18 protein-coding genes are annotated in these 21971 nt (G+C 63.3%); 8 read left to right on the top strand and 10 right to left on the bottom strand.

The annotated features are described in order from the left end of the window. Positions 1–254: 254 nt before the first annotated feature. Positions 255–947, top strand: coding sequence for a Bax inhibitor-1/YccA family protein (locus LDB26_RS14375; protein WP_062068099.1), 693 nt, complete (start codon positions 255–257; stop codon positions 945–947). 4 nt (positions 948–951) lie between these two features. Beyond that, positions 952–1236 carry a zf-TFIIB domain-containing protein gene (locus LDB26_RS14370; protein WP_257538912.1) on the top strand — a complete coding sequence of 95 codons (285 nt, stop codon included), beginning with the start codon at positions 952–954 and terminating at the stop codon, positions 1234–1236. Between the two features lie 72 nt (positions 1237–1308). On the opposite strand, the gene polA is transcribed toward LDB26_RS14370, so the two are convergent. Further along, positions 1309–4095, bottom strand: coding sequence for a DNA polymerase I (gene polA, locus LDB26_RS14365; protein WP_257538910.1), 2787 nt, complete (start codon positions 4093–4095; stop codon positions 1309–1311). Positions 4096–4212: 117 nt separating this feature from the next. On the opposite strand from polA, the gene LDB26_RS14360 reads away from it, so the two are divergent. Further along, a complete protein-coding gene (locus LDB26_RS14360) occupies positions 4213–5037 on the top strand; it encodes a transporter (protein WP_257538908.1) in 825 nt (274 codons plus the stop codon). Between the two features lie 42 nt (positions 5038–5079). Here the strand turns inward: LDB26_RS14360 and LDB26_RS14355 are convergent, their stop codons facing one another. Continuing rightward, complete coding sequence (locus LDB26_RS14355) at positions 5080–6228, bottom strand: serine hydrolase (protein WP_257538906.1); 1149 nt, start codon at positions 6226–6228, stop codon at positions 5080–5082. A 169-nt stretch (positions 6229–6397) separates the two neighbouring features. On the opposite strand from LDB26_RS14355, the gene LDB26_RS14350 reads away from it, so the two are divergent. Beyond that, the gene (locus LDB26_RS14350) at positions 6398–7234 is read left to right on the top strand and encodes an alpha/beta fold hydrolase (RefSeq protein WP_062068089.1); all 837 of its coding nucleotides are present in this window, start codon (positions 6398–6400) and stop codon (positions 7232–7234) included. Positions 7235–7286: 52 nt separating this feature from the next. On the opposite strand, the gene nadB is transcribed toward LDB26_RS14350, so the two are convergent. The 4 genes from nadB to purM form a co-directional block, all read right to left on the bottom strand. Beyond that, positions 7287–8891: an L-aspartate oxidase gene (nadB, locus tag LDB26_RS14345; protein ID WP_257538904.1), complete on the bottom strand. Its 1605-nt coding sequence runs from the start codon at positions 8889–8891 to the stop codon at positions 7287–7289. Positions 8892–8999: 108 nt separating this feature from the next. Beyond that, entirely contained in the window at positions 9000–9929 is a 930-nt protein-coding gene (locus tag LDB26_RS14340; protein ID WP_257538902.1) for an ABC transporter ATP-binding protein, read from the bottom strand. A 42-nt stretch (positions 9930–9971) separates the two neighbouring features. Continuing rightward, positions 9972–10925, bottom strand: a complete 954-nt coding sequence (gene purN / locus LDB26_RS14335; RefSeq protein ID WP_257538901.1) for a phosphoribosylglycinamide formyltransferase — start codon at positions 10923–10925, stop codon at positions 9972–9974. Positions 10926–11007: 82 nt separating this feature from the next. Beyond that, positions 11008–12102, bottom strand: a complete 1095-nt coding sequence (gene purM / locus LDB26_RS14330; RefSeq protein ID WP_062068082.1) for a phosphoribosylformylglycinamidine cyclo-ligase — start codon at positions 12100–12102, stop codon at positions 11008–11010. A 90-nt stretch (positions 12103–12192) separates the two neighbouring features. Here purM and LDB26_RS14325 point away from each other — a divergent pair, with 90 nt between their 5' ends. From LDB26_RS14325 to LDB26_RS14310, 4 genes are read left to right on the top strand one after another with little or no spacing between them, the layout of a single operon-like run. Further along, positions 12193–13476, top strand: a complete 1284-nt coding sequence (locus LDB26_RS14325) for a heavy-metal-associated domain-containing protein (RefSeq protein ID WP_257538900.1) — start codon at positions 12193–12195, stop codon at positions 13474–13476. Then, the gene (locus LDB26_RS14320) at positions 13473–14099 is read left to right on the top strand and encodes a chromosomal replication initiator DnaA (protein ID WP_257538899.1); all 627 of its coding nucleotides are present in this window, start codon (positions 13473–13475) and stop codon (positions 14097–14099) included. The genes LDB26_RS14325 and LDB26_RS14320 overlap by 4 nt, the downstream gene beginning before the upstream one ends. Before the next feature lie 17 nt (positions 14100–14116). Continuing rightward, positions 14117–16258 (top strand): RNA degradosome polyphosphate kinase, encoded by a 2142-nt coding sequence (locus tag LDB26_RS14315; RefSeq protein WP_257538898.1) that lies wholly within the window; start codon positions 14117–14119, stop codon positions 16256–16258. 5 nt (positions 16259–16263) lie between these two features. Beyond that, positions 16264–17778, top strand: a complete 1515-nt coding sequence (locus tag LDB26_RS14310; RefSeq protein WP_257538897.1) for a Ppx/GppA family phosphatase — start codon at positions 16264–16266, stop codon at positions 17776–17778. 89 nt (positions 17779–17867) lie between these two features. Here LDB26_RS14310 and LDB26_RS14305 read toward each other — a convergent pair whose 3' ends face one another. From LDB26_RS14305 to secB, 4 genes are all read right to left on the bottom strand, one after another. After that, positions 17868–18518 carry a DUF4136 domain-containing protein gene (locus LDB26_RS14305; protein ID WP_062068074.1) on the bottom strand — a complete coding sequence of 217 codons (651 nt, stop codon included), beginning with the start codon at positions 18516–18518 and terminating at the stop codon, positions 17868–17870. A gap of 200 nt (positions 18519–18718) precedes the next feature. Beyond that, positions 18719–19723, bottom strand: coding sequence for a tryptophan--tRNA ligase (trpS, locus tag LDB26_RS14300; protein ID WP_257538896.1), 1005 nt, complete (start codon positions 19721–19723; stop codon positions 18719–18721). A 6-nt stretch (positions 19724–19729) separates the two neighbouring features. After that, positions 19730–21316: a murein biosynthesis integral membrane protein MurJ gene (gene murJ / locus LDB26_RS14295; RefSeq protein WP_257538895.1), complete on the bottom strand. Its 1587-nt coding sequence runs from the start codon at positions 21314–21316 to the stop codon at positions 19730–19732. Between the two features lie 72 nt (positions 21317–21388). Continuing rightward, positions 21389–21889: a protein-export chaperone SecB gene (gene secB / locus LDB26_RS14290; protein ID WP_062069037.1), complete on the bottom strand. Its 501-nt coding sequence runs from the start codon at positions 21887–21889 to the stop codon at positions 21389–21391. Positions 21890–21971: the final 82 nt, after the last annotated feature.

Genomic DNA, 21971 nt, shown 5'->3' with positions numbered 1-21971 from the left:
TGTCGATTGTAACAAAGTATTGCTGATGCACCGATCCCTTGCGCTGGGCCGTTTGACTTCCGATATTGCCGTTGCGGGCCGGGCCCCTCTGGCGGTTGGACAATTCCAGCCGTGATGTCGGACCGCATCGAGTGTGCTCGGTGCAGGTTCGGGGGATTGTTGCCCCCTTCATTCCACCGAAGACCGCGCTGGGCCGCTCGATCCTGTGTGTTTTGGAAGGATGGAGTTTTAACGCCGTGAATAATCCCGTTCGCATGCCGGGCTATGATGCCAGCCAGACGGTGCAGGTCGATGCCGGCTTGCGCGCGCATATGCTGGGCGTTTTTCGCAATATGGGCATTGGTCTGGTTATCACCGGCCTCGTGGCTGCATTTGTCGGCAACACACCCGCATTGGCCGCCGCTATTTTTGGCACGCCGCTCAAATGGGTGGCGATCTTCGCGCCGCTGGCCTTTGTGTTCTTTTTCAGCTTCCGCATCGAGAAAATGACGACTGCGGGTGCACGCATGGCCTTCTACGCCTTTTCGGCGGTGATGGGCGTATCGCTGGCCAGCATTTTCCTGATCTTTACAGGCGGGAGCATCGCCCAGGCCTTTTTCTCCGCGTCGGTGATGTTTCTCGCCATGGCGCTGTGGGGTTATACGACGCAGCGCGACCTCACGAAAATGGGATCGTTCCTCATCATGGGCCTGATCGGCATCATCGTCGCCAGCCTCATCAACCTGTTCATCGGTTCTTCGGCGATGGCGATGGTGGTTTCGATCCTGGGCGTGGTGATTTTCACCGGCCTGACCGCCTGGGACACACAGCGCATCAAGTCGGAATATTTCACCTATGCCGGCCATGAAATGGCGGAAAAGATGCAGGTGATGGGTGCACTGTCGCTCTATCTGAACTTCGTCAACCTGTTCCAGATGCTGCTCAATCTGACCGGCGAGCGGGAATAAGCGGATGCGTGACGCACAGGCCGTATCGGCCATGCTCTGCCCGGTCTGTCATGTCGGATTGGCGATGACGGACCGGCAGGGGGTGGAAGTCGACTATTGTCCGCAATGCCGAGGCGTTTGGCTGGACCGGGGCGAACTGGATAAGATCATCGAGCGGTCGGCGCGGGAAGCCATGCCAGCCGCCCCGGTGAGCCAGCCCAGCTACCGGCCCGACCGCGACTATCGGGACGATGGGCGATATTATCAGAAAAAGCGAAAGAAGAGCTTTCTGGAAGAGCTGTTCGATTGAGGAAAGGCCGGTCGTGATGACCGGCCTTTTCTTTTTGCGGCGTGCTTCGTCATGCCAGTGACTGGCCGCCGCTTAGTGCGCTGCGCCCCAACTGGGGCCGTGGCCGATTTCGACGCCCAGCGGGACGGAGAGCTTCACCAGAGGTTCGGCTGCGCCTTCCATGACGCGGCGGATGACGGGGCTGGCGCGCTCCACATCGCTTTGCGGCAATTCAAACACCAGTTCGTCATGGACCTGTAGCAGCATCCTTACCTGATCCAGTCCCTCGGCGGCCAGCGCCGGGCCCATGCGGGCCATGGCGCGTTTGATGATGTCGGCGCTGGTGCCCTGGATCGGGGCGTTGATTGCGGCCCGCTCCGCGCCCTGCCGTTCATGCTGGATGGATGCCCGGATGCGAGGGAACCATGTCTTCCGGCCGAAGAGGGTTTCGGTGTAGCCGCGCTCGCGTGCCTTCTCGATTGTCTCGTTGATGTAGATGCTGATGCCGGGGAAGCGCTCATAATAGCGGGAGATCATGTCCTGCGCCTCGTCCGCCGTGATCTCCAGCCGTGCGGCCAGGCCCCAGCGGGAAATGCCGTACAGGATCGCGAAGTTGATCGTTTTGGCGCGGGCGCGGGTATCGCGGTTGACCTCCCCGAAAAGCTGTTCCGCCGTGGCGGCGTGGATGTCCTCGCCATCTGCGAAGGCCTGTTTGAGCGCGGGCACATCCGCCATGTGCGCGGCGAGGCGCAGTTCGATCTGGCTATAGTCCGCCGCGAGGATGACATTGCCCGGTTCCGCGACGAAGGCATGGCGTATCTGGCGGCCGACTTCGGTGCGAATGGGGATATTTTGCAGGTTCGGATCGGTGGACGACAGACGGCCCGTCTGCGCGCCCGAGAGCGAATAGCTGGTGTGGACGCGGGCTGAATCCTTGTTGATCTGGGCTTGCAGCGCATCGGTATAGGTGGATTTTAGCTTGGAGAGCTGACGCCAGTCGAGCACCTTGCCCGCGATCTCCGCGCCCTGGGCCTTCAATTGTTCGAGAATGTTGACGTCGGTGGAATAGGCGCCGGACTTGCCCTTGCGCCCACCCTTATAGCCCAGCTTGTCGAACAGGATCGCCCCCAGCTGCTGCGTCGAACCGATGGCGAAGGGCTGGCCCGCGAGCGCGTGGATTTCCGTTTCCAGCGCCGCGATGCCAGCGGTGAACTCGGCGGACAGGCGGGACAGCGCCTCGCGGTCCACCTTGATCCCTTCATGCTCCATCTTCGCGATGACCGAAACGAGCGGGCGGTCGACCAGTTCGTAGATGCGGGTCGCGCCTTCGTTCGCGATGCGCGCCTTGAACAGTTTCCACAGGCGCAGCGTGACATCTGCATCCTCTGCGGCATATTCGGTTGCCCTGTCGAGCGGTACTTCGGCGAAGCTGATCTGCTTCTTGCCTGTTCCCGCCACATCCTTGAAGCTGATGCAACTGTGGTTGAGGTGGGTCTTGGCTGCCTCGTCCATGCCATGCCCGGCGAGGCTCTGCCCTGCGTCGAGGTCAAAGCTCATGACGATGGTGTCGTCATAGGGCGCGATCTCAATGCCGTGGCGGCGCAGGATCGTGATGTCATATTTGAGGTTCTGGCCGACCTTAAGGACGCTATCGTCCTCCAGCAGAGGCTTGATCTTGGCAAGGACAAGGGCGAGCGGCAACTGTTCGGGACGTTCGGCGAACATGTCCTTCCCGCCGTGGCCGACCGGGATGTAGCAGGCTTTGCTGGGGCCGATGGCGAGGCTCACGCCCACCAGAGCGCAGGACACGCAGTCGAGCATGTCGGTTTCGGTGTCGACCGCCACAACGCCTTCCGCATGGGCTTCAGCGATCCAGCGTTCGAGTGCTTCTTCCGTCACCACGGTTTCGTAGAGGCTACGGTCAATGGGCGGTTCTTCCTCCGCTTGAGGAGCGAGCGGTGGCGTGCTTTCGCTGATGGCAGCAGAGGTGGCCGCGACCGCCACCGCTGCAGCGGGCGCACCAAGGCGGGCCAGCAGCGATTTGAAGCCGTGGTGGGACAGGAATGCCTGCAAGGGTTCAGGCGGGATACCCTTGAGCGTCAGATCCTCCAGCGGTTCCGGCAGGTCCATGCTGTCGTGCAGCGCCACCAGCTTGCGCGATAGGCGCGCCATATCGGCATGGGCGATGAGGTTTTCCTGCATCTTCGATTTTTTCATCGACGGCGCGGCTTTGAGCGCGGCTTCAAGTGAGCCATATTCGGTGATGAGCTTCGCCGCCGTCTTGGGACCGATGCCCGGCACGCCCGGAACATTGTCGACGCTGTCACCCATCAGCGCAAGGACATCGCCCAGCTGCTCGGGCTGGACGCCGAACTTGCCCATCACATAGTCCGCGCCGCGCCTTTCGTTCTTCATGGTGTCATACATGTCGACGTCGGGCTGGATGAGCTGCATCAAATCCTTGTCGGAACTGACGATGGTGACTTTCCAGCCCTGCGCGATGGCGGCCTTTGTATATGTTGCGATGATATCGTCGGCTTCGAAACCCGCTTCTTCGATGCAGGGGAGGGAGAAGGCGCGGGTCGCATCGCGGATCATTGGGAACTGGGGAACCAGATCTTCCGGCGCAGGCGGGCGGTTCGCCTTATACTGGTCATACATGTCGTTGCGGAAAGTGTGGCTGCCCTTGTCCAGCACCACGGCCAGATGCGTGGGGCCGTCCGTATTGCCCAGCTCCGTCGCCAGCTTCCAGAGCATCGTCGTATAGCCATAGACCGCGCCCACCGGCTGGCCATGTTGGTTGGTGAGCGGCGGAAGCTGGTGATAGGCGCGGAAGATATAGCCGCTGCCGTCCACCAGATAGAGATGATTCTGAGACATGGAGCGGAGATAGCGGGTTATGCCTTCGCTCTCCAGTGCCGGACGGCGGGGAACCAGCCATCATGCCGTTTATTTCCCTTTTGTTTCCATATACGCCTTTCACAAAAAGGGGGATGCATGAAGGGTTTCAGCGGATCGTGCGTTGGATTGGCGGCCTTGCTGGTGGTGGCTGCCGCAGGAATTGGCGCGCAGGCGCAGGCGGCGGAACAACGGGATTTCTGCGCCGACCGGCCGGGCATCGGGACGCCGGCCTGCACCATGAATCCGGGCCGCGTGCAACTGGAACTGGGACTAGGCGACTGGGCGCGGGAGAAGGATGCTGCGACCCGGACCGACAGCGTGGAGCTGGGCGAGGTGCTGGTGCGGGTGGGCGTGACCGGCAGCACTGAAGCGCAGATCGGCTGGACAGCCTTTGGCCATGTGCGGGAAAAGGATCGCATCACGGGCGTCGTGAGCAAGGATAGCGGCGTCGGGGACGTGACGCTGGCGATCCGGCAGAATCTGCGAAATCCGGATGGCTCGGGTTTTTCGGCGGCGGTCATGCCCTATGTGACGTTGCCCAGCGGAGGATCGGCCATAGGCGCGGACGATTGGGGTGCGGGGGCGTTGCTCCCTTTGTCCTTCGATCTGGGAAGCGGTCTGTCGCTCGAAGCGATGGGCGAGATGGACGCTGCGGTCGATGAGGATCGGGACGGACGGCATCTGGCCTATGGCGGGGTGCTGGGGGTGGGTTTCGATCTCAGCCAAACGGTGTCGGCCATGTTCGAGATTTCCATGCTGCGCGACAATGATCCGACTGGTCATGCGACGGAGGCATTGTCGGGCCTGTCGCTGGCGTGGCAGCCGTCAGGCAATATGCAGGTCGATATCGGAACCAATGTCGGCCTGAACCACGACAGTCTCGATAGTGAGGTCTATCTTGGTATATCGCGACGCTTCTGAGAAGGCCGAACCCACCTGTGCGAAGGGCGGGCTCGGCGGACATCATCGCTTCTCGTGATTGGCGGCGACGGCTTTTGCCACGGCCTGCATTAACTGCCAGCGGACGGGAATAGGCTCGGTGGTACTGCCGATCATCACGGCGACGGCATAGCTGGTGCCGTCTGGCGCTGTCATGATGCCGATATCGTTGTAGCCGGTAGAACGCGGCGCCAGATCCTGCCCCGTCCCGGTCTTGTGCAGATAATGCCAGCCCGGCGGGACACCGCCCTTGATCCGTTGCGGACCTGTCTTGGCCTCGCCCATGATGGAGAGTAGCGCGCTGGTGGAGGAGGGCGACAGCATGTCCCCTTGTTTAAGCTTTGCCAGTGCCTGCACGACGGACGCAGGCGCCGCGCCATCCGGTGGATTGGCTAGGTAATTGTCGAGCGCCTTCTTGCGGACCGATGGGGGCAGCTTGGCGCGCGCGGCGTAGAAATTACGACCGATCGAATAATCCTGCCGCCAGTCGAGACCTGCCGTCGCCGATTGCAACAGCCGCTCTCCCGGGCCGAAGCGAATATTGCTGATGAACCGCCGGGCGAGGAAGCCGCGCACTGCGTCAGGTCCACCGACCGCGCGCAGCAGCGCGTCGTTGCAGGTATTGTCACTCTGCGTCATCGCGCGGTTCATGAGGTTGCTGTAAGTGGTCGTCCAGCCGGTGTTGCCGACCATGGCGGCGCTGGGCTGGTGGAAAAGGGTCAAGTCCTTGCGCGTGATCGTGGTGGTGTCGGACAGACGCAGCTTGCCCCGGTCGACCGCGTCGAGAAAGGCCATTGACACCCAGAGTTTCGACACGCTCTGCTGTGGAAAGAGCTGATTACCATTAAAGGCGACGGTCCAGTCCGCCCCCACGCGGCGGACGGCGATGCCGACATGGCCATTGAAGCTCTGCCCCAAATTGCGGATGACGCTGACGAGCGCGGGGGAAGGCGCTTCGCGTTGATCGACATCCTGATAAGGGCGCGGAGGATTGGCGACCTGTTTGATGGGAAAGGTTGCCGTGGTGGGCTGTGGCTTGGCGGCGCGGGCCTGCGCGGCGGGCGGCTGTGGCGCGCTTACACAGGCAGACAATGCCGCAACTAACAGAATCAGCTTCGCGGAAATGATACCGCCTTCAGGCCGCCCACCCGGCCCTTTATCCTTCGAATTCATGAACGTCCCCGCTCTCCAGAGCATCGTTTAGGCACTCTCTTTCCCATAGGCCGCAAGATTCATGCGACGAATGATTCCACATTCGCGATGTAAGGAGTCTGAACATGGGAACCGTCTCATCCAGCCGCTCAGTTGCGGTTCAGGTCGGCGTCGCGATAGAAAAAGGCATATGATGGACAGGCGAACATGGTTGTTGGGTAGCGGCGCGCTGCTGGCTGGATGGGCGGCATGGAGTGGCCCGGCGAAGGCGGCCGCATTCGCGTCGCGGCGTATCGCCGTCACCGTGCGCGGCAGCGGGCGCGACGTACTGTTGATACCCGGTCTGGCGAGCGGCCCGGACATCTGGAACGGCTTGGTAAGTGCGGTGCCGGGTTTTCGCTGGCATCTGATCCATGTGCGTGGCTTTGCCGGGCTGGCGGCGGATGCCAACGCCAGTGGGCCGCTGCTTCAGCCGCTGGCGGACGAGATCGCGCGTTATGTGCGAACCTGTGGGCTGGTCCGGCCTGCAGTGGTGGGGCACAGCATGGGCGGCACGCTGGCGATGATGCAGGGGTTGAAGGGAATCAGCGGGCGGATCATGGTGGTCGACATGTTGCCCGCCGGGGCTGCGATGGTCGGCGGGACGGCCGGGGGCGTGGGCTATCTTGCCGATCAACTGGGACAATATTTCACGGGAACCAAGGCTGGGCGGGCTTATCTGGCGCAGATCGTGGCGCAGGCGCCCGGTGCGAAGGGCAGCGACCCGGATGTCATCGCCAATGCGCTGCGCGATCTGGCCAATGTCGACCTTGGTCCGCAATTGCCGCGTTTGGCTAAACCGCTGGAGGTGGTCTATGCCGTGGGTAGCGACGGGGAGCAGGCCAGGGAAATCAGTGCGCGCTTTCGCGCTGCTTATGCGCTTAAGAAGGATGCGCGGCTGGTGCCGATCGGGCCGAGCGGTCATTTGGTGATGGCGGATCAGCCGGCACGCTTTCAGACCACGCTTCGCAATTTTCTGACGCGCTGACCTGGGCTTGGTCTAGGCCAGGGAAGCTGCGTGAGTATCGCCGCCGGTTTTCTTACGGCGTCAGCACGGTATCGACGGCCTGCGGCAGCATGTCGGGATAATCGAGCGTATAATGCAGACCCCGGCTTTCCTTGCGATGCAGCGCGGAGCGGACGACGAGCCGCGCGACTTCCAGCAGGTTGCGTAGTTCGATGAGGTCGGGCGTCACGCGAAAATTGCCATAATATTCGTCCACCTCCTGCGCGAGCAGGGTGACGCGGTGCTGGGCGCGTTCCAGCCGTTTCGTTGTCCGGACGATGCCGACATAATCCCACATGAACCGACGGATTTCCTTCCAGTTGTGCTGGACGATGACTTCCTCGTCGCCATTGGTGACGCGGCTTTCGTCCCATGGGCGGATGGAAGGCGGGGATGGAAAATCATCCCAATGAGTGCGGATATGCTTCGCTGCCGCTTCGCCAAAAACGAAACATTCGAGCAGCGAGTTCGAGGCAAGGCGATTGGCGCCATGCAGCCCGCTTTCGGTGACTTCGCCTGCGGCATAGAGACCGGGCAGATCGGTGCGACCGTCCAGATCTATGATGACGCCGCCGCAGGTATAATGCTGGGCCGGAACGACGGGGATCGGCTCCTTCGTAATGTCGATATCGAGGTCCAGCAGTCGCGCATGGATGGTCGGGAAGTGATGCTTCACGAATTCCGGCGGCTTGTGACTGATGTCGAGATGGACATAGTCGAGGCCGAGCCGCTTGATTTCATGGTCGATGGCGCGGGCGACAATATCGCGCGGCGCAAGTTCGGCGCGCGGATCGAAGCGGGGCATAAACCGCTCGCCGCCGCCAGGGATGCCGGGCGGGAGCTTGAGATGTCCGCCCTCGCCACGCACGGCTTCGGTGATGAGGAAGTTCTTGACCTCCAGATTGTAGAGGCAGGTCGGATGAAACTGATTCATCTCCATGTTGGATACACGGCAGCCCGCGCGCCAAGCCATGGCGATGCCATCGCCTGTCGCGCCGCGTGGAGCGGTGGAGAACAGATAGGTACGGCCCGCGCCGCCGGTAGCGAGGATGGTCGCCTTTCCCAGCAGGGCGTCGACATGGCCGGTTTTCTTGTTGAGGGCGTAAACGCCCCAGACATGGCCGTCGCCCGAATATTTCTCGCCATGGCGAGAGGTGATGAGGTCGATGGCGATCAAATCCTCGATCAGGGTGATGTTCGGGTTGGCGCGGGCAGCCTTGAGCAGCGCCACCTGCACGGCATGTCCCGTCGCGTCGTCGACATGGACGATGCGGCGGTGACTGTGCCCGCCCTCTCGCGTCAGGTGCCAGCGTTCACCAAATTCCTCCCCGCCGTTGAAGGGAACGCCGAGCTTCGCGAGCCGCTCGATCGCGACGGGCGCTTCGGACACGACGAATTCGACCGTCTCGCGATTGTTGAGACCCGCGCCCGCTATCATCGTGTCTTCAACATGCGCGTCGAAACTGTCGCCTGCGTCGAGCACCGCCGCGATGCCGCCTTGCGCCCAGTTGGTGGAGCCGCCGTCGAGAGCTCCCTTGGCCAACACCACGACCTTGCGGTCCTGCGCTAGGTTGATCGCGGCGGTGAGCCCTGCAGCGCCGGAGCCTATAATGACGACGTCATGGGTGGTTGTGGGCATCTGCTCTCTGACTTTTCTGGCCGTTCGGCGGGTATTGTTTCAAGTCCTGCCTTATGAAGGGAAGAACAGTCCTTCGACAAGCGCAGGACGAAGGGGCGTTTCAGATAGTCACGCCGCCGTCGTCAGGTTGAGGAACACATCCTCCAGATCGGGATCGCGCGTTACCACATCCACGATGGCAAGGCCGCTCGCCTGCACGGCGGAAAGCACCTGTCCGGCATTGGCGCGATCTTTCATATAGGTGATCGTCAGGGTGCGGTCGCCCGACAGTTCGACCTTCTCGAAACAGGGCGCGTCGGGCGCGATGGCGATGTCGCGATCCACCGTCACCTGCACCACTTTTTCCTGCGCCATGGCGATAAGTTCGCGGGTCGGCTTGTCAGTGATGAGGCGGCCATGGTTGATGATGCCGATGCGGTCGCATAGTTCTTCGGCTTCTTCCAGATAGTGCGTGGTAAGGACGATGGTCACGCCTTGCGCGTTGAGTTCGCGCACATAGGTCCAAAGCTGCTGGCGCAATTGCACGTCCACGCCTGCCGTGGGTTCGTCCAGCACGAGGATGGGCGGGGAATGGACCATGGCCTTCGCCACCAGTAGGCGACGTTTCATGCCGCCCGACAAAGTGCGGGCATAGGCGTTCGCCTTGTCGTCCAGATGAACGGCGCGCAACAGCTCCATCGAGCGGCGGCGGTCCTTGGGCACGCCATAATAGCCCGCCTGATTTTCCAGCGTCTCAAAGGGCGTGAAGAAGGGATCGAAAACGATCTCCTGGGGCACGATACCGATGCTGTTCTTGGCGTTGCGGGGGTTCTGGTCGATGTCGAAGCCCCAGATGCTTGCGCTTCCGCTGGTCTTGTTGACGAGCCCCGCCAGGATGTTGATCGTGGTCGATTTGCCCGCGCCATTTGGCCCCAACAAGCCATATATCTGCCCGCGCGGGATGGTGAGGGAGATATCATCCAGCGCGCGCTTGCCGCCCGTATAGACCTTGGTGAGGTTGGTGATCTCGATGGCGGCCTGGGAAGAGATGTCGGTCATGGCGCTCCATATGGGGGACCAACCGGCCCGGCGCAAAGGGGTTCAGAACTGATCGGCGGCGTCCAGCAAGGCGGTGAGCTTCCTTGGCGCGACGGTGCGCCAGCTTCTCTGAAGACGATCTTCCACCAGATCCCAGTCCACCTGACCAAGGTCGAGGCGGATGCCGATCCAACCCGCCGGCCCTAGATAGGCGGGGCGGTAATAGAGGTCGGGATCGCTGTCGATCAGCATCGCCTGTTCTTCCGGCGCACTGGTCTTGACCAAGAGTGCAATGATGCCGATGCCATGATGATCCTGCGTGAAATAGGCGAATTTCTTGCCCTTCTCGATACCGAAGCTGGACATTCCATGCGACAGCCCTTCGTCCGATTGGGGCAGGGCGAGGGCGCGCTGGCGGACCTGATCGAGCAGCCAGTCGGGCGAGCGTTCGCGTGTCACGAAGTCAGCGAGGACATGAGGATAAAGCTGATGCTCGGCGAAGAGGGTGCGGGCGGCGAGGCTGTCCGCCGTGTCGCCGGGCAGGATCGCAACTTCGATCTGGGCCAGCACCGGGCCATCGTCGAGATCGGCGGTGACGATATGGATTGAGCAGCCGCCGTGGCTATCGCCAGCGTCTATGGCGCGCTGGTGCGTGTCGAGGCCCTTATATCTGGGTAGCAGGCTGGGGTGGACGTTCAGCATCCGGCCTTCCCAGCGTGCCACGAATTCGGGTGAGAGCAGGCGCATATAGCCTGCCAGTGCGACATATTCGGCCCCGGCTTTGCGGAGTTCAAGGTCGATGAGGCTGTCGAACTCGGCGCGCTTCATCCCCTTGTGGCTGTGGGCGAAGGTAGGAACGCCTTCGGCCGCCGCCAGCGCCAGACCGGGCGCGTCCGGGTTGTTGGAGGCGACCAGCGCGATCTCATAGGGGCATGTCGGGTTCTTCGCCGCATAAAGCAGCGCCGCCATATTGGAGCCGCGACCGGAAATGAGGACTGCGACTTTTGCCTTGGTCATCTACCAAACTCCGTTCGGTTCGGGCGAAGTCGAGAACCGTTCGCGCTGTCGTGTCTGGACTTCGCTCGACACGAGCGGGGGGCTATCCTAGATGCGTGGCTTTCCAATCGGCCTTGGCGCTCCATGTTTCCACCGAACCCTTGACCGTGCAGCCCTTGTCGCCCGCTTCGATCACGCCGATGCGGAAGACCGTTTCGCCTGCGCCTTCCAGCGCGGCGATGACGGCGGCGGCTTCGCCTTCATCCACGGCCAGCACCATGCCGACGCCGCAGTTGAAGGTGCGCGCCATTTCGCCCGGCTCGATATGGCCCTGCGCCTGGAGGAAGGCCATCAGGCGCGGTTGTTCCCACGCGTCGGCATCGACGACTGCGTGTGTGCCTATGGGCAGCACGCGGGGGATGTTCTCCAGCAGGCCGCCGCCGGTGATGTGGGCGAGGGCGTTGATCCTGCCTTCGCGAACCAGCGGCAGGAGTGGCTTCACATAGATGCGCGTTGGCGCCATCAGCGCGTCGATCAGCAGAACCTCGTTGTCGAACAGAGCAGGGCGGTTCAGCTTCCAGCCCTTGTCGGCGGCGAGGCGCCGGACCAGCGAATAGCCGTTCGAATGCACGCCCGACGAAGCGAGGCCCAGCAGCACATCGCCCGCTTTCACTTTGTTGCCGGTGAGCGCTTGGGTGCGTTCCACCGCGCCGACGCAGAATCCGGCGAGATCATAGTCGCCATCGGCATACATGCCTGGCATCTCCGCCGTCTCTCCGCCGATCAGCGCGCAGCCTGCCTGGCGGCAGCCTTCCGCGATGCCCGCGATTACGCGCTCGGCGATGCCGCTCTCCAGCTTGCCTGTCGCATAGTAATCCAGGAAGAACAGCGGCTCCGCGCCCTGTACGATCAAGTCGTTGGCACACATGGCGACCAGGTCGATGCCGACGCCGTCATGGCGGTCATAGTCGATGGCGAGCTTCAGCTTGGTGCCGACGCCATCATTGGCCGCGACCAGCAAGGGGTCGTCATAGCCTGCCGCTTTGAGGTCGAAGAAGCCGCCGAAGCCGCCCAGTTCCGCATTGGCGCCGGGCCGACGGGTGGACTTGGCCAACGGGGCGATGGCGCGGACCAGCGCATTGCCAGCCGCGATGTCGACGCCAGCCTTGGCGTAGCTATAGGATTCGTTGTCGCTCATATCCGCGCGACTAGAACAAAGCGCGGGAAAACGGAACGGGAAATGGGTTGCCGCTTGGCATATCGGGCAAATCTCGCCAAAAGGGCGCGCGTGAGCCTCAACATTGCCCTTCGTCGTTTGACGTTATCGCCGCAGCGTCTGCTTTCGCTCCTGTCGCGCCCGACCCAGATTGTGGGCGCCATCGCGCTCGGCCTCGCCGCAGCGGTGCTTTTCGCGCAGATGGAGGGCGAACGCGGCGTCCCGCCCATTGCCAGCGGCGGCGATTTCGAAGTGCGCGACGTCAAAGTGGATGTCGTCGCCAAGGACGCCGACAGCGCCCGCAAGGCGGGCTGGCGGCTGGCGGAGCGGCAAGCGTGGAAGATGCTCTGGGCGCGCACCCATGGAGGTGCGGGCGCGCCGGCGCTGCCCGATTCGCAGCTTGAAGGCATGATTTCCGGTATCGAGATCGAATATGAGCAGATCGGTCCGACACGCTATGTCGCGACTCTGGGCATTTTGTTCGACCGCGCGCGGACCGGGCAATTGCTGGGGGTCAGTGGCCATGTGATGCGATCGCCGCCTCTGTTGGTGATTCCGGTGTTGTGGGACGGCGGATCGGCCGTGTCCTATGAGCGGATCAACCCCTGGCAGGAAGCATGGGCACGCTACCGCACGGGGGAAAGCGCCATCGACTATGTGCGCGTCGCCGGATCGGTGGCGGACCCCATCCTGCTTAACGCCGGGCAGATCGGGCGGCGCGGGCGCTTGTGGTGGCGTGTGCTGCTGGATCAATATGGCGCGGCGGATGTGGTGATCCCCATTGCGCGGCTGGAACGGCAATGGCCGGGCGGGCCGGTGCTGGGCACCTTCACCGCGCGCTATGGCCCGGATGACAGCCTGATCGGCAGCTTCTCTTTGCGCGCCTCCAACGACAGCGCGATCCCGAAGATGATGGACGAAGCGGCGCGGCGGATCGACGCGCTTTATACCACGGCGCTGAATGACGGCCGCTTGCGGCCCGACCCCTCGCTCATCATTGAGGAGCCGGTCGATCTTGAAGCGCTGGCCATTGAAAATGCCGCGGACTTGCCGATCGAGGCGCTGGATGTCCCTGTGGAGAGCGGCATGACCACCTTTGCGGTGCAATTCGACACGCCCGACGTGGGATCGGTGGCGCAGGGCGAATCGTTGATGCGTACCATCGCCGGCGTGCGGTCCGCGTCCACCAGCAGTCTGGCCCTGGGCGGAACTTCGGTGATGCAGGTGAACTTCGTCGGGGGCGTTGACGCATTGCGCGCGGCCCTGCAGGCGCGGGGTTATACGGCGGCGGTTTCCGGCACGACGATTCGTATCCGCCGTGCAGCGGCGCCTGCCGGAACCGCCAACGCCCCATGAGTCAGATCAGCCTGCCATTCGATTGGGTGGGCCAGGGGACGGGCGAGGATTTCCTGGTCAGCGACGCCAATCGCATTGCGGTTCGTCACCTGGAAAGCTGGCGCGACTGGCCCCTGTCGGTTAGCGTGCTGACCGGGCCGCCTTTGTCAGGCCGCTCGATACTCGGGCAGCAGTTCGCCCGCATGAGCGGCGGTACGTTGATCGACGACGCGCAGGGACAGGACGAGCATAAGCTGTTCCACGCATGGAACGAGGCGCAAACGCAGCGAAGGCCCTTGCTGATGATCGGTCAGGCATCCCCCGCGCAATGGACGGTGGCGCTGCCGGACCTGCGGTCCCGTCTTGCCGCCGCACCGCATGTCGCCATCGCGGAGCCGGATGAAGCGCTGGCACGCGCCTTGATCGAACGTGGGCTGGCGACGGTGGGGGCCAGCTATGCCGCAGATCTGCCCGACTGGCTGCTGCGGAGGGTGGAGCGCAGCTATGCGGGAATTGCGGGGGTGGCGCGGCTGTTGAACGAGGCGTCATTGTCATCCGGGCGTAAGATTTCCGTCGCAATGGCGAAAGAGGCTCTGCAAGGAGCCGGTTTTCTGCCTATACTTCCATCCGACCCTTCCCACTGATCCCATGCGAGACATTTGTGGCCGAAGCTGATCCCTCCGCCAGCCTGACAGTGCCGGGCGAACGCTATTTCAACCGGGAGCTGAGCTGGCTGGGCTTTAATCAGCGGGTGCTGGAAGAAGCGATGAACCGGGCGCATCCCCTGCTGGAGCGGCTGCGTTTTCTGTCGATTTCGGGTGCGAATCTGGATGAGTTTTTCAGCGTGCGGGTCGCGGGGCTGAAGGGTCAGCAGTTGCAGGATGTGGACATGCGTTCCGCCGACGGGCTGACCCCGGCGCAGCAACTGGCGGCGATTACCGATGAAACGGTGCGGCTGATGGCGGCGCAGCAGAAAGTGTGGGGCGCGCTGCATGGGGAGCTGGCCCAGGTCGGGATAGAAGTGATCGGCCCCTCCAGCGAGATCGACCCGCTGGCGCAGGCATGGCTGCGCGAGCATTTCCTGACGCAGATCTTCCCGATCCTGACGCCGCAGGCGCTGGACCCGGCGCATCCCTTTCCCTTCATTCCCAATCAGGGGCTGTCGATCGTGTTCGATCTGGAACGCCTGTCGGATAAGCAGCCGATCCGCGAACTGGTGATGATCCCTTCCTCGCTCGCCCGCTTCGTTCGCATGCCGGGAGAGTCGGCGCGCTTCATGGCGCTCGAAGCGGTGATCCGTCGCTTTTCGGCAGACCTCTTCCCCGGATACCGTGTCCGCAACAGCGGCGTGTTTCGCATCATCCGCGATAGCGACATCGAGATCGAGGAAGAGGCGGAGGATCTGGTCCGCTATTTCCGCAGCGCCATCAAGCGCCGCCGTCGGGGCCGCGTGATCCGCATGGAGATCGAGGAGCGCATCCCCGAACCCGTGGAAGAGATGTTGCAGGACATGCTCCAGGGGCATGAGGCGATCGTCGCCGAGGTTGAGGGGTTCGTCGGGATCGGCGACCTGTCGAACATTGTGGATGAGGATCGGCCGGACCTGAAGTTCGAGCCTTATGCGCCGCGATTCCCAGAGCGAATCAGAGAATATGGCGGGGATTGCTTTGCGGCGATTCGGGCGAAGGATATTCTGGTCCATCACCCCTATGAAGCGTTCGATGTGGTCGTTTCGTTCCTGAAACAAGCGGCCTCCGACCCCGATGTCGTGGCGATCAAGCAGACGCTTTATCGTGCGGGCAAGCAGTCCGCGATCATCCGCGCGCTGATCGATGCGGCGGAGGCGGGCAAGTCGGTGACGGCGGTGGTCGAGCTGAAGGCGCGTTTCGACGAGGAGCAGAACCTGATGTGGGCCGACGCGCTGGAACGCGCGGGCGTGCAGGTGGTCTATGGCTTCATCGACTGGAAGACCCACGCCAAGGTGTCGATGGTGGTTCGGCGCGAGGGCGAGCAGTTCCGCACCTACTGCCATTTCGGCACAGGCAATTATCATCCCGTGACGGCGCGCATCTACACGGATTTGAGCTTTTTCACCGCCGATCCGGCCTATGGGCGCGACGCCGCCGCGCTGTTCAACTACATTACCGGCTATGTGGAGCCGCAGGCGCTGGAAAAGCTGGTCATGTCGCCGCGCGACCTTCGCAATCGCCTGTGCGAGCTGATCGAGGCGGAAATCGGCCATGTGCGCGCCGGGCGGCCCGGCACGATCTGGGCCAAGATGAACTCGCTGGTCGACCCGGCGATCATCGAAAAACTCTACGCCGCCAGCAATGCGGGGGTCGAGATCGACCTGATCGTGCGGGGCATATGCTGCCTACGCCCCGGCGTTCCGGGCATGTCGGAGAATATCCGCGTCAAGTCGGTGGTGGGCCGCTTTCTGGAGCATAGCCGCATCACGGTGTTCGGCAACGGCAAGGCGCTGCCCAATAATGGCGCGAAGCTGTTCATCAGCTCGGCGGACTGGATGCCGCGCAATTTCGACCGGCGCGTGGAGTTCCTTGCACCGATCGAGAATCCGACCGTGCATGACCAGATACTCGACCAGGTGATGGTCGCCAATCTGATCGACACGGAACAAAGCTGGGAATTGGCGAGCGACGGCCATTATCAGCGGGTCGAACCGGGCGACCGCCCGTTCAACCTGCACCGCTATTTCATGACCAATCCGTCGCTGTCCGGACGCGGCGCGTCGCTGGACAGCGGAGCAGTACCGACGCTGCGCCTGCGCGCGCGTGCGGGCTGACGCGCATGAATTCCATGCTGAGCCGCGTGAGGGAGGTCGCCCAGACCATGGCGACCTCTCCCCAGGCCGCCACCGCGCGGACGGCCATCATCGATATTGGGTCCAACAGCGTGCGTCTGGTCGTCTATGACGGGCCGCGCCGTATCCCCTTCACCTTGTTCAACGAAAAGGTGATGGCGGGGCTGGGCGCGTCACTGGGCAAGACCGGGCGGATCGAATCGGAAGCCATGGAACGTGGGCTGCGGGCGGTGGCGCGCTTTGCCCATCTGTGCCGTGAAATGCGGGTGGCCGATATTCGCTGCGTGGCGACGGCGGCGGTGCGCGATGCGACCAACGGCCCGGAGTTCATCGCCCGCACGCAGGCGCTGGGCCTGGACGTGGAATTGCTGTCCGGCGCGCAGGAAGCGATCGGCGCGGCCCATGGCGTGCTGTCGGGCATCCCCGACGCGGACGGCATTGTCGGCGATCTGGGCGGCGGCAGCCTGGAACTGGCGCGGGTGCGTGACGGGGCGGTGCATCAGACCGTGTCGCTGCCGCTGGGCGTGCTGCGCCTGCCGCAGATTCGCGCCAAAGGGCCAAAGGTGTTGGAGCGGCTGCTGGCGAAGATGCTGGACAAGGCGGGCTGGCGACCCGAGCCGGGCCTGCCCTTTTACATGGTGGGAGGATCATGGCGCGCCCTGGCGCGGTTCGACATGCAGACGACGCAATTCCCTTTGCCGGTGGTCCATCAATATGAAATGCCGGCGGAACGGGCCGAGCAGCTGACCCGCATCATATCCCATGTCGGCAAGTCGCGGCTGAAGGACATTCCGGCGATCACCGGATCGCGCGTGCCGACCCTGCCGAATGCGGCGGCGTTGCTGTCGGTCGTCGTGCGCCAGTTGAAAGCGGGCAGGCTGGTCGTATCGGCCTATGGCCTGCGTGAAGGATTGCTGTTCGAGGATCTGCCCGCCCAGTTGCGCGCGCATGATCCGCTGCTGGTCTCGGCGGAAGCGGAAGGTGAGGCGCAGGCGCGCTTTCGCGGTCATGGCGACATGATCGAACGCTGGATCGCGCCGCTATTCCGTGACGATGATGCCGCCGCGCGCCGGATTCGCCGCGCCGCTTGCCTGCTGGCCGATGTCGGCTGGCGAGCCAATCCGGATTTCCGGGCGGAACGGGGCGTGGAAATCGCCATGCACAGCAATTGGGTGGGCATCACCGCGCCCGAACGGGCCATGCTGGCGCAGGCGCTTTACAGCAATTTCGGCGGGGGGGCTCAGGCTCCGGGCGGACTGGATCGCCTGGCTTCGCCCGATATGCTCAAACGCGCCACGCTGTGGGGCCTTGCAATCCGTCTGGGACAGCGGCTGTCGGGCGGCATGGAAGGGCCTTTGGCTGCGTCCCGACTGGATCGGGAGGGCGACGTGCTGGAGCTGATGCTGCGCGACGAGGATCGGGACCTGCTGGGCGAGGCGGTCGAAAAGCGGCTTCGCCAGCTCGCGCAGGCGATGGGCATGCGGTATCGCCTGACGCCCTGAAAGAGGATGGGGCCAAAAGAAAACCCGGCGATCAAGCGATCGCCGGGCCAAACGGGCCTTGGCTGGGAGCCGCCCTTATATGACTGCCTTCAGCCCTTCTTTTCGGGCGGCAGGGTGATCTTCACATTCTCGCCGCTCTGGCCGGGGAAGCCGGTGAACATCGCGTCGATCAGGTTCGGCACCAGATAGGTGAGTTTGTTCGAGAGTGACTGCGCGCTGGCCTTCCCTTCGAACAGGCGGCGATTATCGGCCGCGCGGTCGATCTTCATGATGAGATCGCTGGTATAGACGGTATAGCTCGTCACGTCGCTATAGCCGCCGCCACCGGGGCCGAACAGCCAGGGATCGTAGAAGCCATAGCCCCATGGCCGTGTCCAGCGCCCGCGCCAGCCCCATCCGCCATAGAAGGGATCGGGCGCAAAGCCGGTCGAACGCACCCGCTCACGGCCATTATCGACATCATAGGCGACCCGGACGATCAGGTCCGCGCGCGCCGGATCGCTGGCCTGCACATAGCCGGTCTGGCTGAGGCGCTGGCCGACCAGATCGGCATAATGGCCAAATTCCAGTCCGCCCGCGAGGCGAGGATCGTCGGCGACGATGGTGAAGCTTTGCCCGGCGGGGGCGGGGAGCTGCTGAAAACGGGCGACATCCGCCTTGAACGATGTAGCGCAACCCGAAAGCGCCACAAGCGCCAGCGCTGGCGCCGCAATCATGCCGATCTTCTTGAAACGGATCATTTTCCTGCGTCCTGTATCAGGCCGTCATGGCCTGCCAATAGTCTTGCGCCCTGCCATAGCAAAACGCAACTGAACATCGTTTGAACGCGCGAGCGGGTCGAACGGGCGCAAAACCATGCTCTGTCATTGCCAAGACGCCGCCGGCGGCTTTGTTCCGTCATGGCTTGCGAAATGGCAGCGTGATGTCGCCCGCCAGATCTTTACCGCATCAATCCCATGGCGTCATATGCCGCGCGCAGCATCGGTTCCGCCGCCGCCGAAGCCCTGGCCGCGCCTTTTTCAAGGATGGCGTCCAGCGCCGCATCGTTGGTTCGCAACTCCAGGAAGCGTTCCCGAATCGGGCGCAGCGTTTCGACCAGCAATTCGCCCAGCGCTGGCTTGAACGCGCCGAATCCCTTGCCCGCGAATTCCGCGCATACCGAATCCGCCGTCCGGTTCGAAAGCGTCGCATAGATGCCGACCAGATTGTTCGCCTCCGGCCGCCCAGCCAGTCCCTCCGCCGTTTCCGGCAGCGGTTCGGGGTCGGTCTTGGCCTTCTTCACCTTCTGCATGATAGCGTCGTCGTCATCGGTCAGGTTGATGCGGCTCATGTCGCTGGGATCGGATTTGGACATCTTCGCCGTGCCATCGCGCAGGGACATGATGCGCGCCGATTCCCTGGGGATGATCGGATCGGGCAGGGTGAACAGCTCTACGCCGAAATCGGTGTTGAACTTGGCCGCGATGTCGCGCGACAGTTCCAGATGCTGCTTCTGGTCCTCACCCACCGGCACATGGGTCGCGTTGTAGACGAGGATGTCGGCGGCCTGCAGCACCGGATAGACGAACAGGCCGACCGAAGCGCCCTCGCGGTCCTTGCCTGCCTTGTCCTTGAACTGGGTCATGCGATTGAGCCAGCCGATGCGGGCGGTGCCATTGAGCAACCAGCACAGCTCCGCATGGGCGGGCACCCGCGCCTGATTGAAGAGGACCGAGCGATCCGGGTCGATCCCCGCCGCCACCAGCGCGGCGGCCATGTCGCGGACATTGCGGATGCGCTGCTCGCGGCCTTCATGGATGGTGATCGAATGCATGTCGGCGAGGAAGAAGAAGCACTGGCTTTCGCGGTCCATCTCATCCTGCATCCGCACCCAGTTGCGGATCGCGCCGAGGTAGTTGCCAAGGTGCAGATTGCCGGTGGGCTGGATGCCGGAAAGGACGCGCATGATATTTTAGCTCGCTTTGGGCGGACGGCGCAGGGCCGCGCGCAGTTCGGATAGGGTGTAGGCCCTGAAGATCAGGGACGCCGCCCCATAGACCAGACCGCCGATGCCGCACAACAGGCCAAGCGCGACGATGCGCTCCATCAGGCCCTTCGCCATATAGGGGTCGAAAAGCGGGTTCATGAACCATAGCGCCACGCCCATCAGCGTGCTCGCCGCGATGATCCGCACGGCCTTCGCCCGAAAGCGCGCGTCCATCCGCAACTGGTCGCGCCGGTGCAGCAGCCAATAGAGCGCGATGACATTGACCCAGGCCGCAATCGCGGTGGAGATCGCCACGCCCACATGGCCAAAGGGCCAGATCAACGTCAGATTGCCGACGAGGTTGAACAGCATGGAAAAGACCGCGACGCGCACCGGCGTCTTCGTATCCTGCCGCGCATAGAAGCCGGGCGTCAGCACCTTGATGAGGACATAGGCCGGAACGCCCACGGCAAACGCCGCCAATGCTCCCGCCGCGCCGATGGTGTCGGCAGGGGTGAAGGCCCCATGCTGGAGCAGCCCCCGGATCAGCGGCGTCGCCGATATGCAGAGCGCGACGGCGGCGGGCAGAGCGAGGAACAGCGACAGTTCCATCGCCCGGTTCTGGGTATGGATGGCCGCATCTTCATTGCCCGACCCGATCTGACGAGAGAGCGCCGGGAGGATCGCAGTCCCCACGCCAATGCCGATCAGCCCCAGTGGCAACTGATTGAGCCGGTCCGCATAATAAAGATAGCTGACCGCACCTTGCGGCAGGAAGCGCGCGGCGAGGCTGGTGGAAATGAGCAGGTTGAACTGCACCGCCCCCGCACCCAGCGCGGCGGGACCGATCAGCGCCAGCAGCCGCTTCACCTGCGGCGACAGGCGCGGCAGGCCCAGTTTCAGCACGACGCCCGCTTGCCGGCAGGAAATCATCAGCCACGCCAACTGCATCACGCCTGATACAGTGACGGCGATGGCCTGGGTATAGGCCGTCTCGACGGCGGTGTCGCCGTGGAAGAACAGGATCGCGACGATCATGCAGATATTCAGCAACACCGGCGCCGCCGCGTTCACCCAGAAACGGTCGAGTGAATTGAGGATTCCGCCCAGCAGCGACACGATGCTGATGAGCGCCAGATAGGGAAAGGTGATCTGCGTCAACCGCACGGCCAGCTGGAACTTTTCCGGCCCGCCATCGGGGAAGCCGCCCGTCATCGCCCAGACGACCGGCCCGGCCAGCACCATCATCAGGACGGTGAAGACAAGCAGCACCGGGAACAGCACGGACAGCACCTGCCCGGCAAAGGCGACCGCCGCCGCCTTGCCGCTGCCCGGATCGTCGCGGTCATGTTCCGCCATGGTCCGGTTGAACATCGGCACGAAGACGGCGGAAAAAGCCCCTTCCGCAAAGAGCGCGCGAAAAAGATTGGGCAGCCGCCATGCGATCAGGAAGGCGTCGGACGCCAGCCCCGCGCCCAGGAAACGCGCCACCAGCATGTCGCGCACCATGCCCAGCACGCGGCTCACCAGCGTCAGTCCGCCGATGGTGGAGGTGGCTCTTAAAAGGCCCATGGCTTTACCCTGATCCCCGCTCGTTCCGTGTTGGTGTCGGGCGAGCGGGGAGGAAGATCAAGGCCGCGCCGCTCAGGCGTGGCCCGCCGGCTCGCCGGCGGTCTGCGCCATGGCCTGCGCCTGTTGCAGGTAAAGCCCGCCGAAATCGATGGGATCGAGCAGCAGCGGCGGGAAGCCGCCGTCGCGGATCGCGTCGGCCAGCACGCGGCGCGCGAAGGGGAAGAGCAGACGTGGCGCTTCAGCCAGCAGGAAAGGCTGGGCCTGATCCTCCGGCACGTTCCGCATCCCGAACAGTCCGGCATAGAGCAGCTCGACGGCGAAGGCGGTGCCCTGCGGCGCGACGGCCTTCACTTCGATCTTGAGTGACACTTCGACCACCTCGTCGCCCACCTTGTCGGCACCGATGTTGAACTGCACATCGATCTGCGGCTGGTCGGGCCATTGATAGACGGCGGGCGCGTTCGGATTTTCGAAAGACAGATCCTTGGCATATTGGCTGATGAGCGCGATCTGCGGCCCGTTGTCCGCGCCGTTGGGCTGGTTGTTGTCGATGATGTCGGCGTCTTCGGCCATGTCCTGTCCCCGCTGATGATGAATGCCGGACGCGCTGCGCGCCCCATTTGAATGATTGACCCGCGCGCTTAGCAGGGGCCGC

This window comes from Sphingobium sp. CFD-1, from assembly GCF_024611115.1.
Taxonomy (GTDB): Bacteria; Pseudomonadota; Alphaproteobacteria; order Sphingomonadales; family Sphingomonadaceae; genus Sphingobium; species Sphingobium baderi_A.
Note: the sequence above shows the minus strand (reverse complement) of the source record. Positions and strands in the feature narration are given on the sequence as shown.

Coding starts and splice junctions, on each gene's coding strand:
- secB (WP_062069037.1), bottom strand. CDS start 21,889: ATGGCCGAAGACGCCGACATCATCGACAACAACCAGCCCAACGGCGCG.
- purM (WP_062068082.1), bottom strand. CDS start 12,102: ATGAGCGACAACGAATCCTATAGCTACGCCAAGGCTGGCGTCGACATC.
- LDB26_RS14340 (WP_257538902.1), bottom strand. CDS start 9,929: ATGACCGACATCTCTTCCCAGGCCGCCATCGAGATCACCAACCTCACC.
- nadB (WP_257538904.1), bottom strand. CDS start 8,891: ATGCCCACAACCACCCATGACGTCGTCATTATAGGCTCCGGCGCTGCA.
- trpS (WP_257538896.1), bottom strand. CDS start 19,723: ATGCGCGTCCTTTCCGGCATCCAGCCCACCGGCAATCTGCACCTTGGC.
- LDB26_RS14320 (WP_257538899.1), top strand. CDS start 13,473: ATGAGTCAGATCAGCCTGCCATTCGATTGGGTGGGCCAGGGGACGGGC.
- LDB26_RS14350 (WP_062068089.1), top strand. CDS start 6,398: ATGATGGACAGGCGAACATGGTTGTTGGGTAGCGGCGCGCTGCTGGCT.
- LDB26_RS14370 (WP_257538912.1), top strand. CDS start 952: ATGCGTGACGCACAGGCCGTATCGGCCATGCTCTGCCCGGTCTGTCAT.
- LDB26_RS14310 (WP_257538897.1), top strand. CDS start 16,264: ATGAATTCCATGCTGAGCCGCGTGAGGGAGGTCGCCCAGACCATGGCG.
- LDB26_RS14355 (WP_257538906.1), bottom strand. CDS start 6,228: ATGAATTCGAAGGATAAAGGGCCGGGTGGGCGGCCTGAAGGCGGTATC.
- purN (WP_257538901.1), bottom strand. CDS start 10,925: ATGACCAAGGCAAAAGTCGCAGTCCTCATTTCCGGTCGCGGCTCCAAT.
- LDB26_RS14305 (WP_062068074.1), bottom strand. CDS start 18,518: ATGATCCGTTTCAAGAAGATCGGCATGATTGCGGCGCCAGCGCTGGCG.
- LDB26_RS14375 (WP_062068099.1), top strand. CDS start 255: ATGCCGGGCTATGATGCCAGCCAGACGGTGCAGGTCGATGCCGGCTTG.
- LDB26_RS14360 (WP_257538908.1), top strand. CDS start 4,213: ATGAAGGGTTTCAGCGGATCGTGCGTTGGATTGGCGGCCTTGCTGGTG.
- murJ (WP_257538895.1), bottom strand. CDS start 21,316: ATGGGCCTTTTAAGAGCCACCTCCACCATCGGCGGACTGACGCTGGTG.
- polA (WP_257538910.1), bottom strand. CDS start 4,095: ATGTCTCAGAATCATCTCTATCTGGTGGACGGCAGCGGCTATATCTTC.